The organism is Xanthomonas cassavae CFBP 4642 (assembly GCF_000454545.1).
GTDB lineage: Bacteria > Pseudomonadota > Gammaproteobacteria > Xanthomonadales > Xanthomonadaceae > Xanthomonas > Xanthomonas cassavae.
Genome location: NZ_CM002139.1, coordinates 4,038,931 through 4,051,316 on the forward strand (window position 1 = coordinate 4,038,931; position 12,386 = coordinate 4,051,316).

At 65.6% G+C, this 12,386-nt stretch carries 13 protein-coding genes, 1 other RNA gene and 1 pseudogene; 10 read left to right on the forward strand and 5 right to left on the reverse strand.

From position 1 onward, the window contains the following. Window positions 1–17 precede the first annotated feature (17 nt). Genes XCSCFBP4642_RS0117785 through XCSCFBP4642_RS0117790 form a run of 3 tightly spaced genes read right to left on the reverse strand, consistent with a single transcriptional unit; the run spans window position 18 to window position 1,637 of the window. Window positions 18–941 carry an FKBP-type peptidyl-prolyl cis-trans isomerase gene (locus XCSCFBP4642_RS0117785; RefSeq protein ID WP_228325676.1) on the reverse strand — a complete coding sequence of 308 codons (924 nt, stop codon included), beginning with the start codon at window positions 939–941 and terminating at the stop codon, window positions 18–20. Next, window positions 859–1,044 (reverse strand): hypothetical protein, encoded by a 186-nt coding sequence (locus XCSCFBP4642_RS30165; protein WP_228325678.1) that lies wholly within the window; start codon window positions 1,042–1,044, stop codon window positions 859–861. Before XCSCFBP4642_RS30165 ends, XCSCFBP4642_RS0117785 begins: the two co-directional genes overlap by 83 nt. Window positions 1,045–1,079: 35 nt before the next feature. Continuing rightward, a complete protein-coding gene (locus XCSCFBP4642_RS0117790; RefSeq protein WP_029220970.1) occupies window positions 1,080–1,637 on the reverse strand; it encodes a glutathione peroxidase in 558 nt (185 codons plus the stop codon). A gap of 135 nt (window positions 1,638–1,772) precedes the next feature. Between XCSCFBP4642_RS0117790 and XCSCFBP4642_RS27520 the strand changes: the two genes are divergently transcribed. The 7 genes from XCSCFBP4642_RS27520 (at window position 1,773) to XCSCFBP4642_RS0117820 (ending at window position 6,305) form a co-directional block, all read left to right on the forward strand. Continuing rightward, the gene (locus XCSCFBP4642_RS27520; RefSeq protein WP_084624577.1) at window positions 1,773–2,021 is read left to right on the forward strand and encodes a hypothetical protein; all 249 of its coding nucleotides are present in this window, start codon (window positions 1,773–1,775) and stop codon (window positions 2,019–2,021) included. A 2-nt stretch (window positions 2,022–2,023) separates the two neighbouring features. Beyond that, a complete protein-coding gene (locus XCSCFBP4642_RS0117795) occupies window positions 2,024–2,386 on the forward strand; it encodes a GntR family transcriptional regulator (protein ID WP_029220971.1) in 363 nt (120 codons plus the stop codon). Further along, the gene (locus tag XCSCFBP4642_RS0117800; protein ID WP_029220972.1) at window positions 2,383–3,258 is read left to right on the forward strand and encodes an ABC transporter ATP-binding protein; all 876 of its coding nucleotides are present in this window, start codon (window positions 2,383–2,385) and stop codon (window positions 3,256–3,258) included. The genes XCSCFBP4642_RS0117795 and XCSCFBP4642_RS0117800 overlap by 4 nt, the downstream gene beginning before the upstream one ends. Beyond that, complete coding sequence (locus XCSCFBP4642_RS0117805; RefSeq protein WP_029220973.1) at window positions 3,255–4,241, forward strand: hypothetical protein; 987 nt, start codon at window positions 3,255–3,257, stop codon at window positions 4,239–4,241. The genes XCSCFBP4642_RS0117800 and XCSCFBP4642_RS0117805 overlap by 4 nt, the downstream gene beginning before the upstream one ends. Window positions 4,242–4,251: 10 nt before the next feature. Then, a complete protein-coding gene (locus tag XCSCFBP4642_RS0117810; protein WP_029220974.1) occupies window positions 4,252–5,082 on the forward strand; it encodes a DUF4097 family beta strand repeat-containing protein in 831 nt (276 codons plus the stop codon). Window positions 5,083–5,104: 22 nt separating this feature from the next. Further along, window positions 5,105–5,635, forward strand: coding sequence for a DUF2884 family protein (locus XCSCFBP4642_RS0117815; protein WP_029220975.1), 531 nt, complete (start codon window positions 5,105–5,107; stop codon window positions 5,633–5,635). A gap of 247 nt (window positions 5,636–5,882) precedes the next feature. Beyond that, window positions 5,883–6,305, forward strand: coding sequence for a hypothetical protein (locus XCSCFBP4642_RS0117820; protein ID WP_029220976.1), 423 nt, complete (start codon window positions 5,883–5,885; stop codon window positions 6,303–6,305). A 130-nt stretch (window positions 6,306–6,435) separates the two neighbouring features. On the opposite strand, the gene XCSCFBP4642_RS0117825 is transcribed toward XCSCFBP4642_RS0117820, so the two are convergent. Continuing rightward, complete coding sequence (locus XCSCFBP4642_RS0117825; protein WP_029220977.1) at window positions 6,436–7,839, reverse strand: class II fumarate hydratase; 1,404 nt, start codon at window positions 7,837–7,839, stop codon at window positions 6,436–6,438. 286 nt (window positions 7,840–8,125) lie between these two features. Between XCSCFBP4642_RS0117825 and XCSCFBP4642_RS0117830 the strand changes: the two genes are divergently transcribed. The 3 genes and pseudogenes from XCSCFBP4642_RS0117830 to XCSCFBP4642_RS30170 all read left to right on the forward strand — a co-directional run bounded on the left by XCSCFBP4642_RS0117830 (window position 8,126) and on the right by XCSCFBP4642_RS30170 (window position 11,694). Continuing rightward, a complete protein-coding gene (locus XCSCFBP4642_RS0117830; protein WP_029220978.1) occupies window positions 8,126–9,454 on the forward strand; it encodes a hemolysin family protein in 1,329 nt (442 codons plus the stop codon). 35 nt (window positions 9,455–9,489) lie between these two features. Continuing rightward, complete coding sequence (gene purB, locus XCSCFBP4642_RS0117835; protein ID WP_029220979.1) at window positions 9,490–10,857, forward strand: adenylosuccinate lyase; 1,368 nt, start codon at window positions 9,490–9,492, stop codon at window positions 10,855–10,857. A gap of 335 nt (window positions 10,858–11,192) precedes the next feature. Then, window positions 11,193–11,694, forward strand: a pseudogene (locus XCSCFBP4642_RS30170) (DUF3060 domain-containing protein). A 13-nt stretch (window positions 11,695–11,707) separates the two neighbouring features. Here XCSCFBP4642_RS30170 and XCSCFBP4642_RS27530 read toward each other — a convergent pair. Continuing rightward, a non-coding RNA gene (locus XCSCFBP4642_RS27530) (sX9 sRNA) lies at window positions 11,708–11,782 on the reverse strand. Window positions 11,783–12,386 lie beyond the last annotated feature (604 nt).

Consider the following 12,386-nt stretch of genomic DNA (forward strand, 5'->3'; position numbering starts at 1 on the left):
ATGACTCCTGCGGAAGATCAGGGAAGGATGCCCATCAGTTCGACATCGAACGTCAACGTTGCGTCTGGTCCGATCGGCCCGCCTTGCGTGCCGTTCGGGCCATAGGCCAGGTTGGATGGAATCCAGAAACGATACTTCGAGCCGACCGGCATCAGGGCGACGCCCTCGGTCCAACCGGGAATGACCTGGTCCAGGCCGAACTCGGCCGGCTGGCCGCGCTGGTAGGAACTGTCGAACACCTGCCCGTTGAGCAGCTTGCCTTCGTAGTTCACACGGACCTTGTTGGTGCGCATCGGGCGCTCGCCGCTGCCCTGGCGCAACACCATGTACTGCAGGCCGGAAGCGGTGGTGATCACGCCCTTCTCGGTTTTGTTCTTGGCCAGGAAGGCATTGCCTTCTTCGCGATTCTTGGCACCGGCAGCGCCCTGCTTGGCAGAGGCGAAAGCCTGCATGGTGGCGGCCGCTTCCTGCTGGGTCAGACGCGTGGTGCCCTTGGCGAACACGGTACGCACCGCTTCCATCAGGATCGACAGGTCGATCTCGTCCTTGATGCCGGCCAGCGACGGACCGACCGCACGGTCGCCCAGCATCAGGCCGACGTTTTCCTTGGACGGCGCGGCCGGCGCGGAGCCCGGCGCCATGCCCGGCACCTGCTGGCCGTTACGGGCCGCCAACGCGGTGCGCAGGGCGGTGTCGGTGGCCTGGGTCTGCTCGTCGGACAGCAGCGGCTTGCCACCCTTGAACGCATTTTCGATGGCGCGTTGCATCGCGCTCAGGTCGATGTCCTGGGCAATCGGCTCGAACGAGCGCGCCACGTCCATCCCGATGGCGTAGCTGACGTTGTCGCGCGTGCTTTTCTCAGACGATGCATTCAAAACTGGCTTCTCCTTGGTGGCCGCTGCGGCCGGTTGCTGCGACATCGCCGGCATCGAAGCCGCCATTGCCACCATCAGTAGCGACGTCGCCGCGCCGCGCTTTCCCATCTTCATTCGATGCAGTTCCAGAAAGTGAAAAGACGCGCCACCGACGGCGCTGAACACGCATTGTCGCATGCGCACGCGGCGTTGCGAGAGCCGCGCTCAGCGCGACGGTGCATTGAGCTCGCGTTCGATTGCCGCCAGCACGCTTGGATCGTCCGGTTTGATCTTGCTGGGGAACTGCGCCACCACGTGTCCATTGCGACCGATCAGATACTTATGAAAATTCCAGCCCGGCGCCACACCCGTGGCCTGGGTCAGCCGCTGGTACAGCGGCGTCGCCTCCTTGCCCAGCACATGCACCTTCTCAAACATCGGAAACTTGACGCCATAGGTCAGCGTGCAGAATTCCTGGATCTGCTTCTCAGATCCCGGTTCCTGCCCCTGGAAATCGTTGGACGGGAAGCCTAGCACCGCGAAGCCGCGGCTGCCGAAGCGCTGGTTGAGCGCTTCCAGGCCCTCGTACTGCGGGGTATAGCCGCATTTGCTGGCGGTGTTGACCACCATCAGTACCTTGCCGCCGTAACTACGGTTCAGGTTGATCGGCGCCTTGCCGGCCAGCGGGCGGTAGTCCAGGTCCAGCAGCGGCGCACCGGCTGCCATCGCCGAACTCGCCAAAACGCCAGCAAATACACCGGCCAACAGACGTTTGAACAACATGGGCAGGTCCTCGGAAGTGGGTGGGCGACCCGCTGCGCGCGGGGTGCCATCAGTTGGGTATGACAGGCAGTTGACGGCCCGCGTGTCGGTGTTATAGTTGAATACAACACCAGTCATCCAACGCAGGGGGAAAGCATGAACAGCACATGTGTCACGCGACCGGTTCCGCTGTTGCTGTTCGGCAGCACCCTGTGTGTTCTTGGTTGGCTGGGAGCCGCTTCCAGTCAGGTGACGGAGTCCGGCGCCGATTATGGCGTGTCGGAGGCGGTTACGGAAAACGCGACACCTCCCCCCGAAGAGCGCACCCGGCCCGGCCGGCACCTGCGCGCTTCGCTGTCGATGCCCTATTTCTCCTTCGCGCAGGTCCTGCGCCCACGGAGCTGATCATGAACGACATCCAATGGAGCGACGGCGCTCCCATCTACCGCCAACTCAAGGAACGGGTCATTGCCATGATGCTCGATGGACTCCTCAAGCCCGGGGACGCCCTGCCCTCGGTGCGCCAGGTGGCGGCGGACTATCAACTCAATCCCATCACCGTCTCGCGCGCCTACCAGGAACTGGCCGACGAGAACCTGGTGGAAAAGCGCCGTGGCCTGGGCATGTTCATGACCCCGGAAGCGGCACAGAAGCTGCGCGGAAGCGAACGCGAGCGTTTCTTGAATGAAGAATGGCCGGCGGTGCTGGAACGGATCCAGCGGCTGGGCCTGTCCATCGACGATCTATTGCCACAGGGGAAAACACCATGACCGCCGTCTCCACCGACCATGTCGTCGACGCACACGGCCTGCGCAAGGCCTACAAACACCGGCTGGCGCTGGACAACACCAGCTTCACCATCGCCGCCGGTCGCATCGTCGGGTTGATCGGCCCCAACGGCGCCGGCAAGACCACTGCGCTCAAGGCCGTGCTGGGGTTGACCGATTTCGACGGCAACTTGAAGGTGCTGGGCATGGACCCGCGCACCGAGCGCAACGCGCTGATGAACGAGGTCTGCTTCATTGCCGACGTGGCGGTACTGCCGCGCTGGTTGCGGGTAGGCGAAGCGATCGACTTCGTCGCCGGCGTGCACCCGCGCTTCGATCGTGCCAAGTGCGAGCGCTTCCTGACCAACACCCAGCTCAATCGCAAATCGCGGGTGCGCGAGCTGTCCAAGGGCATGATCGTGCAGTTGCACCTGGCGCTGGTAATGGCCATCGACGCGCGCATCCTGGTGCTGGACGAACCCACCCTGGGGCTGGACATCCTGTACCGCAAGCAGTTCTACCAGCGCCTGCTGGAGGATTACTTCGACGAGCAGAAGACCATCATCGTCACCACCCACCAGGTCGAAGAAATCGAGCACATCCTGACCGATGTGATGTTCATCCGCGATGGCCGCATCGTGTTGACTGCCGACATGGAAGACGTTGCCGAGCGCTACACCGAAGTACTGGTCGGTGCCGAGCGCCTGGATGCCGTACGTGCGCTCAAGCCGATCGACGAACGCAGCCTGCCGTTCGGCAAGACCGTGATGCTGTTCGATGGTGTGCCCAAGGCACAGCTCGCCGGCTTTGGAGAAACCCGCAATCCCGGCCTGGCCGATCTGTTTGTTGCCGTCATGAAGGGGACCTACGCATGAACGCAGTGACCACGCACGCATCGCCCGCCCGCAGCTTCGGCTGGCTGCTCAAACGCGAATACTGGGAACACCGTGGCGGCTTCGTCTGGGCGCAGGTGATCACCGGCGGTATCGCGGTGTTCTTCGCGCTGCTGGGGGCCGTGATCGGTGCGATCACCGCGCGCCGCAACATGGTTGGCGACAGCGTCAACCTGGGCGACATGGCCGAGTACACCCGCACCCTGGGCCAGGTTGGCGACGGCCTGCTGCTGGGCGGGATCGGCATCGCCTCGGTGGTGCTGGCCTTCGTGGTGTTCTTCTACGCACTGGGCAGCCTGTACGACGACCGCCGCGACCGCAGCGTGCTGTTCTGGAAATCACTGCCGGTGTCCGACGTGCAGACGGTACTGTCCAAGGCGGCCTGGGCGCTGTTGCTGGCGCCGCTGATCGCCATCGCGATCGGCCTGGTGGTGGGCCTGGCGCTGTGGCTGATCGCCATCGGCGGTGCCCTGATCGCCGGTGCGCCCAGCCCCTGGGCGATGGCCACCCACTCGCATCCGTTCGCGATGCTCTGGTTGCTGCTCACGACCGTGCCGATGAGCCTGTTATGGTCGTTGCCGACCGTGGGCTGGCTGATGTTCTGCTCGGCCTGGGCCAACAGCAAGCCATTCCTGTGGGCGGTGCTGTTCCCGCTGCTGGCCTGCGTGATGCTGAGCATCCTGTCGGCGATGCCGGGCGTGTCGCTGCCGATCGGCTGGATCTGGTACATCGTGTGCTACCGCGGCCTGCTCAGCGTGTTGCCTGGCACCTGGTCGCCGCGTGCGGTCAGCGGCAACCTGGACAGCAGCGCCATGCAGAACCCCAGCGACCTGGTGCAGTGGGCCCTGCAGCACACCGACAGCGCACGCGTCTATGGCAATGCCGACATCTGGATCGGTGCTGCCATCGGTGTGGTCCTGATCGTCGCCTCCATCTACCTGCGCCGCCGGCGCTCCGAAGCCTGAAGGACATCCCATGCGCCTGCCCCTGACCCTGGCCCTTCTGTTCGCATTGCCCGGCGCCGCGGCTGCCGAAGAGCAATGCACGTACTCCGAACCGCGCAGCCTGGAGTTGCAACTGGCGGGAGTGAAGTCGGTGGTGTTCGAAGTCGCCTCCAACGACCTGCGTCTGGACGCCGCACCCGGCACCGGCACCGGCGCACGCCTGCACGGCCGCGCCTGTGCGGCCAAGGCCGAGCTGCTCAAGGCGCTCACCGTGACCCAGAAGCGGGTTGGCGACAAGCTGGTGGTGACCCTGGCCGAAGACCGCCTGAGCCGCATGTCCATCGGCGAGAACTATGCGTACCTGGACCTGCGCGGCAGCGTACCCAACACCCTGCTGGTGCAGTTCGATGTGGGTTCCGGCGATGCCGAGATCACCGGTGCCGCATCCGTCAGCGCCGATGTCGGCTCTGGCGATATGACCGTCCGCCGCAGCAAGGGGCGCGTCACCGCCAAGGTGGGCTCCGGCGACATCGAGCTGGAGGACATCGGATCGCTGCGCGTGCTGGCGGTGGGCTCGGGTGACCTGAAGGCCAAGCAGATCCACGGCGCAACCGAGGTCGGCAAGGTGGGCTCCGGCGACGTCAGACTGCGCGCCGTGGCAGGCAACGTCACCGTTGGCACCGTGGGGTCGGGCGAGATGGAGATCGAGGACGTGCAGGGGAGCGTCCGGGTCGAGGCGATCAGCTCCGGCTCGATTCATGTGCGCAAGGTCAGTGGCGATGTGAGCCTTGCGCGCAAGGGCAGCGGCGAGATCAGCGCCAGCGATGTGGGCGGCGCCGTGCACGTGCCGGCGGACAAGTAACTCTTTATTCGGGGGATAGCTGATGAAACTGCTTATTTCTGCGGTAATGGCCAGCGTGTTGCTGGCGGGCTGCGGCCAGTCCGAGCCGAAGGTGGTGGTGTCGGGCGAGAACGACAGCGGCGGCGTGACCTTCAACGGCAAGAGCGTGACGCTCAGGCGCAGCGGCTTGCCGGCGGCGACCATCCGTGCCGACGGTGCGCTCAGCATCGGCGGCAAACCGGTGAACTTGAACGACGGGCAGCATCAGGCGATGCGTCAGTACTACGCGCAGATCCAGGGCGTTGCGGCCAAGGGCATCGATATCGGCACGCAGGGCGCGGCATTCGGCGCGCATGCCGCCGGTGAAGCGCTCAAAGGCGTGCTGAGCGGCAACCCGGACCAGATCGGCGACAAGATCGAAGCCGAAGCGGAGACCTTCAAACAGAAGGCCATGCTTATCTGCGACCAGCTGGACACGCTGCGCGGCGCGCAGGATGCGGCAGCCAGTGCGGTGCCCGAGTTCGGCCCCTATGCCAATCTCACCCAGAAGGACGTTGCCGACTGCCGCGATTGAGGGCGGCGTGCGTCGCCGTAGTGCTCGCGGCCGCTGCATTTGGACTGGTCGGACATGGCCGCAAGCACCGGCCGGCACACGGCGCACGGGGGAACATGCAGCGCGTCAGCGGCATGCGATGAGGTTGCGCTGCAACCGCTCGTGGGTGCACCCCTGCGACGTTTTGTCAGCCCTGCCGCCCATACGCGTCGGCACCCGCAGACCGCGGCGGGATTACACTGTGCGCTCCCCTCGACCCACCGATCCCATGAACAAGTTCGTGATGCTCTGCATGGCGCTGTTGCTGTGCACACTCGCCGCCTGCGGCGATCAGTCGTCCCGGCGTGCCGAACGTGGCAAGCCGCGCGTCGCCATCACCACGCAGTCGGTGATGATCCGTCGCCCGCCCGCCGCCAACGCGGAGATCACCCCGGACGGCACGCTCAAGATCGACGATATCGCGCTACCGCAGAAGGAGCCGACCCGCGCCAAGCTGCAACTGCTGTTCGGGCATCTGCAGATGCTGCGCCAGCAGGCGGTCAACGACGCCGGCCCGGACCCGGATTACAAGTCGATCAAGCTGACCGCGACGCCGGAAATCCAGCGGCTCAGTACCGAGCTGCTGGAAGAAATCCCGCCGCTGCAGCCGTACCGCGAAAGCTTCGGGAACGTGCAGGCCGAGCGACACTGAGCCACGCAGCCGCGCAGTTGCGCTAACGCTTCGATCGCAGGCGGCGGGCGCGATGCCCAGCCCCATCACGCCACTGGTCTTGCCGCATCGACGGCAAGACCGCATGTACACCCTCCATGGCTGGCGGCGATCAGCCGCCGCCACCGCCACCGGCGTGGATGCCACCGCGCGTCAGTGCGGCCGGGTCCAGCAACCGGCGTAATTCGGCTTCGCTCAGTCCGCTGTCCTGCTTGGCCACCTCCAGCACCGGGCGCTGCTCCTTGTAGGCGCGCTTGGCAATAGCGGCCGCTTTTTCGTAGCCGATGATGGGATTCAACGCGGTGACCAGGATCGGATTGCGGTCCAGCGCCTCGCGCACGCGCTCCTGGCGCACCTTCAGGCCGGCAATGGCGCTATCGGCCAGCAGCCGCGACACATTGCCCAGCAACGTGATCGAATCCAGCAGGTTGTAGGCAATCAGCGGCAGGGTCACGTTCAACTGGAAATTACCGGTCTGCCCGGCCACGGTAATCGCGGTGTGGTGGCCAATCACCTGGGCGCAGGCCATCACGGTGGCCTCGGGAATCACCGGGTTGACCTTGCCCGGCATGATCGAGCTGCCCGGCTGCAGCGCCGGCAACTCGATCTCGCCCAGCCCGGCCAACGGCCCGGCATTCATCCAGCGCAAGTCATTTGCGATCTTGATCAGCGCCACGGCCAGCGCATTGAGCTGGCCGGACAGCTCCACTGCATCGTCCTGCGCGGCCAGCCCTTCGAACTTGTTCTCCGCGCTTTCGAACCTGGCTCCGCTCAACGTCGACAAGGCCTTGGCCGCCTTCATGCCGAAGCGCGGATCGGCATTGATGCCGGTGCCGATCGCGGTGCCGCCCAGCGGCAGGCGACGCAGGCGCTTGAGCGCGTCGTCGATCCGCTCCTGCGCCGAGCTCAGTTGCGCAGACCAGGCGCCGAATTCCTGCCCGAAGGTCAGCGGCATCGCATCCATCAGATGGGTGCGGCCGGTCTTGACGACCGTGTCCAGCGATCTGGCGCGCTTGTCGATGGTCTTGCGCAGATGCTTCAGCGCCGGCTGCAGGTGTTCCTGCACCGCAAGCAGGGCGCAGACACGGATCGCGGTAGGCACCACGTCGTTGGAACTCTGTCCCAGATTGACGTGATCGTTGGGATGCACCGCGGACTTGCCGGCCCGCGTAGCCAGCGTGGCGATGACCTCGTTGGCATTCATGTTGGACGAGGTGCCCGAGCCGGTCTGGTACACATCGATCGGAAAGTGCGCGTCGTGCGCGCCTTCTGCCACCTGCAAGGCCGCGTCCTGCACGGTCCTGGCGATCGCCTTCGGCAACAGCCCCAGGTCGGCGTTGACGCTCGCCGCAGCGGCCTTGATCAGCCCCAGCGCGCGAATGAAACCGCGCGGCATCGGCTGACCGGAGACCGGAAAGTTCTGTACGGCGCGCTGGGTCTGCGCGCCCCACAGCGCATCGGCGGGCACCTGCAAGTCGCCCATGCTGTCGTGTTCGGTCCTGAAACGTTCGCTCATCTGCACTCTCCGCAATCGGTGATCTGTGGTGACGCAATGGCTGGCCGCGGGCGCACCCACGCTGGCGAGGCCGCCTACGATACTCGCCAGGCACGTTGCGACGGTGTCGTCGCAATGCGTGGGCTAGACTGCCGGTTCATCCATCCGAGGTACCACGCCGCCATGGGCGACGACCCTGACTGTAGAAACGCACCGAGCGTGTCGTTCTTCGCTGTACCCGCCACCGTTTCGCCCCTGCCCGCGCTGATGCGTTCGGGCGTTGCAGCCGATCGATGCGGAGGCGGACGTGCTCGGTAACGTCTTGCTGCTTTTCGTCGCGCTGCTGCTGGTGCTGTTGAACGGATTCTTCGTTGCCGCCGAGTTTGCATTGGTCAAACTGCGGCATACCCAGGCGGTGGGCCTGGCACAGAACAATGGGTGGCGCGGGCGGTTGTTGCTCGGCGTGCATGCGCACCTGGATGCGTATCTGTCGGCCTGTCAGCTGGGTATCACCCTGGCCTCGCTCGGCCTGGGCTGGGTGGGCGAACCGGCCTTCGCGCATCTGCTGCAGCCGCTGTTGGACATGCTCGGCCTGTCGCCGGAAGCGGCACAGTTCACCGCGCTGGCGATCGCCTTCAGCCTGATCTCGTTCCTGCACATCGTGCTGGGCGAACTGGCACCCAAGACCATGGCGATCCGCCGCCCGGAGCGGATGTCGCTGTGGACCGCGGCGCCGTTGTATGTCTTCTACTGGATCATGTTCCCGGCGATCTGGCTGCTCAACACCAGTGCCAACGGCCTGTTGCGGCGGCTGGGTTGGGGCGATGTCGAACATCAGTCGCACCGCTACTCGCGCGAGGAACTCAAGCTGATCGTGGGGCGCCAGGATCCGAACGCGCCCGCGCCCGACCATGGGCTGACACTGATGAGCCACGCACTGGAGTTACCGGACCTGGTGGCCGGCGACCTGATGCGCCCGCGCGAGCACATGCGTAGCCTGCGCGAGGGCATGAGCCTGGATGCGGTGCTCGCCGAGTTCAGCGAGTCGCGTTACAGCCGCTACCCCTGGTTCGACACCGACGGCGAGCAGGTGCTGGGCATCCTGCATACCAAGGACCTGCTGGTGGCGATGGCACGCGGCCAGGATCTGGACGACCTGCGCCCACTGCTGCGCCCGGCCACGCTGCTGACCCTGGAAACCCCGATCCCCCATGCGCTGGAGCAATTCCGCACCGGCACCACCCATCTGGCGCTGTGCGTGGAGGAGGAGGGCCGCATCCTGGGCTTCTTCACTCTGGAAGACCTGCTGGAAGTGGTGGTTGGCGAGATCGAGGACGAACACCGCCACGTGGTGCGCGATGCCCCGGTACGCAGCCAGGACGGCTCGCTGCTGGTGGCCGGCAGCACCTCGATCTTCCGCCTGGAGCGCCTGCTCGGCCAGGACCTGAGCGCTCCGGACCATGTCAATTCGGTCGGCGGGCTGATCGTGCACCAACTGCAGCGGCTGCCCGAAGAAGGCGAAACACTGGAACTGGACGGCCACGCGCTGACCGTGCGGCGCATGGCTGGCCATCGCATCCAGGCGGTGACGGTGCGGCCGGTGGGCGAAGCCGGGGCCGGGGCCGGGGCGGCGTAGAATACCGGCCCCGCCAGCTTCCCAGTGCCCTGCCCATGTCGGATTCCGCCCTGCTCGCCCTGTCCCCGCTCGACGGCCGCTACGCCTCCAAGGTGGATGCATTGCGCCCGATCTTCTCCGAATACGGCCTGATCAAGGCGCGGGTGAAGGTCGAGATCGAGTGGCTGCTGGCCCTGGCCGCCGAACCGGGGATTGCCGAGCTGGCGCCGTTTTCGGAGAGCGCTGCGCGGCGCCTGCGTGCGCTGGCCGATGGCTTCAGCGTCACCCATGCCGCCCGCGTCAAGGAGATCGAGCGCACCACCAACCATGACGTCAAGGCGGTGGAGTACTTCATCAAGGAGCAGCTCACCGACGACGCCGAATTGGGCCCGGCACTGGAATTCGTGCACTTCGCCTGCACCAGCGAGGACATCAACAATCTCAGCTACGGCCTGATGCTGGAGCAGGCACGCCGCGAGGTGCTGCTGCCCACGCTGGACGGCATCGTCGCCTCGCTGCGCCGCCTGGCGCATGCGCAGGCGGCCCAGCCCATGCTCTCGCGCACCCATGGCCAGACCGCCTCGCCCACCACGCTGGGCAAGGAAATCGCCAACGTGGTGGCGCGCCTGGAACGCCAGCGCAAGCAGATCGCCGCGGTCGAGCTGACCGGCAAGATCAACGGCGCGGTCGGCAACTACAACGCGCACCTGGTGTCGTACCCGCAGCTGGACTGGGCTGCGTTCGCGCAGCGGTTCGTCGAAAGCCTGGGCCTGGTGTTCAACCCCTACACCACCCAGATCGAGCCGCACGACAACGTGGCCGAGGTCGGCGATGCCGCCCGCCGCGCCAACACCATCCTGATCGATCTGGCGCGCGATATCTGGGGCTATATCTCGCTGGGCTACTTCAAGCAGAAGTTAAAGGAAGGCGAAGTCGGATCCTCGACCATGCCGCACAAGGTCAACCCGATCGACTTCGAAAATGCCGAAGGCAATTTCGGCATCGCCAACGCCCTGTTCGAGCACTTTTCCGCCAAGTTGCCGATCAGCCGTTGGCAGCGCGACCTCACCGACTCCACCGTGCTGCGCGCGCTCGGCACGGCGTTCGGCCATACCCAGGTGGCGCTGGATTCGCTGGCCAAGGGCCTGGGCAAGCTGACCGTGAACCCGGAGCGTCTGGACGCGGACCTGGACGCAGCCTGGGAAGTGCTGGCCGAGGCCGTGCAGACGGTGATGCGTCGCCACGGCCTGCCCAATCCGTACGAACAATTGAAGGCCCTGACCCGCGGCCAGGGCATCACCGCGGCCTCGATGCAGGCCTTCGTGGAAAGCCTGCAGCTGCCGGAAGACGACAAGCAGCGCCTGCGTGCGCTGACCCCGGGCGGCTACACCGGCCTGGCCGAGCGGCTGGCCCGCACGATCTGAAAGCGGCCAACAACACGACGGCGCAACCACCAGACGGGCGCGAGCGGCGCCCGAAACCGACATGCACCACCCGTCCGCTTCGGTTTTTTGTACGCCGCCTACGACTGCTCGCTACGATTTGCGGGTCGCTCCAAGCGGATGAAACACAGACGATGGCCGTGCCGGGCAGGACCGGACATTAGCTGATGCACGATGGATTTTCGCCTGCGCGCCGCCGTCCAGAATAGAAAAGTGCGGCCGGATTGATCGGCAACACCCAGGCGTCGAGCCGGCGTCAACGACGCTTCCCGGCTTGGCTGCTAAGGTGCCGGCCTCATCCAAGCGAGGGACCACCCATGCGTGCAGTTCGGAGTATCGCGTCGCTGTTTGCGCTGTCCAGCATCGCCGCATTGAGCGGATGCGGTGCCGACGGCCCCGCCGCGCAGGCAGTATCGGCCATGTCCTCCACCGCAGTCCGACCCGGCCAGCGGCGCGGACTGCGGTGGCAAGGATGTGCGCCTGACCCGCAACGACAGCGAGTGGATCCTGCATGGCAACTGCGGCGCAGTGACTATCACCGCCTCACGCGGCGCGATGAATCTGGACAACGCAAGTAGCATCCGCGTGGAAGGCAGCAACTTCACCGTGCTCAACAGGCAGCTCGGCCAGCTCAGCGTGACCGGTCACGACAACGCGCTGAATCTGACCAATGTGGACAGCGTGGACATCCAGGGCAACAAGAACCTGGTGTTGGCGCGCGAAGTAAAGCAAGTCCGATTTTCCGGCAACGACAACACCGTCAACCCATCCAGCAAGCCGACACTGGACGACAGCGGCAGTGGCAACAAGGTGATGTAAGCCAGCTGGAATCGGCTGACAGAACGTAGCGAGCAGTCGTCGGGCGGATGGACGGCGCGCTCAGCACCGGAGCGTACGCGTGGTCCATGCCGATTCCGTGCGCCGACCACGTCCGCCTGGCGTCTATGCAGCAGGCTGCTGGCTGCTCCAGGTGCGCAGCGCCGCTACCGACGCTGCGCGTTGACAGTAGACACCCTTTGGGCAAGAGCTGTTGCCACGGCTATGGCTTGGACCGATATCCCAGCCTCGGTCAGCGCCATGTTGCAAGGCGTCGCACTCATCGGATCACCGCGACCAAGGCATTGCTTCCTGTCAGGGACGACGCGCTGCCACCAGCGTCACCTCGCGCGGCTTGGCGATGCCCAAGCTGGCAACCAGCACCAGCACACCCAGTCTCCAACGGCGCATCACACCCTTCCTTGTTGACAAGCAGCACAGCGACTGCGGTGGCGCAGTGTGTCGCGCATGCCGCGGCGGCCTCCTGTGCCATCGGGCACCCTGCCGCCTGGATCCGCGCCAGATCCGCATCCAGCTGCATCATCGGTGGCCAACACGTCACTCCGGCCACGCCGATCTTCTCCACCTGCAGGGCCAGGCCGTCTCGGCGTGCCGCACGGCAGTGTCCGTTTCGCCGCAGCGGGCCTGCATCGGGATCATTGATCGCAGGCCACCACCTCCCTGAAGCCTTGCCT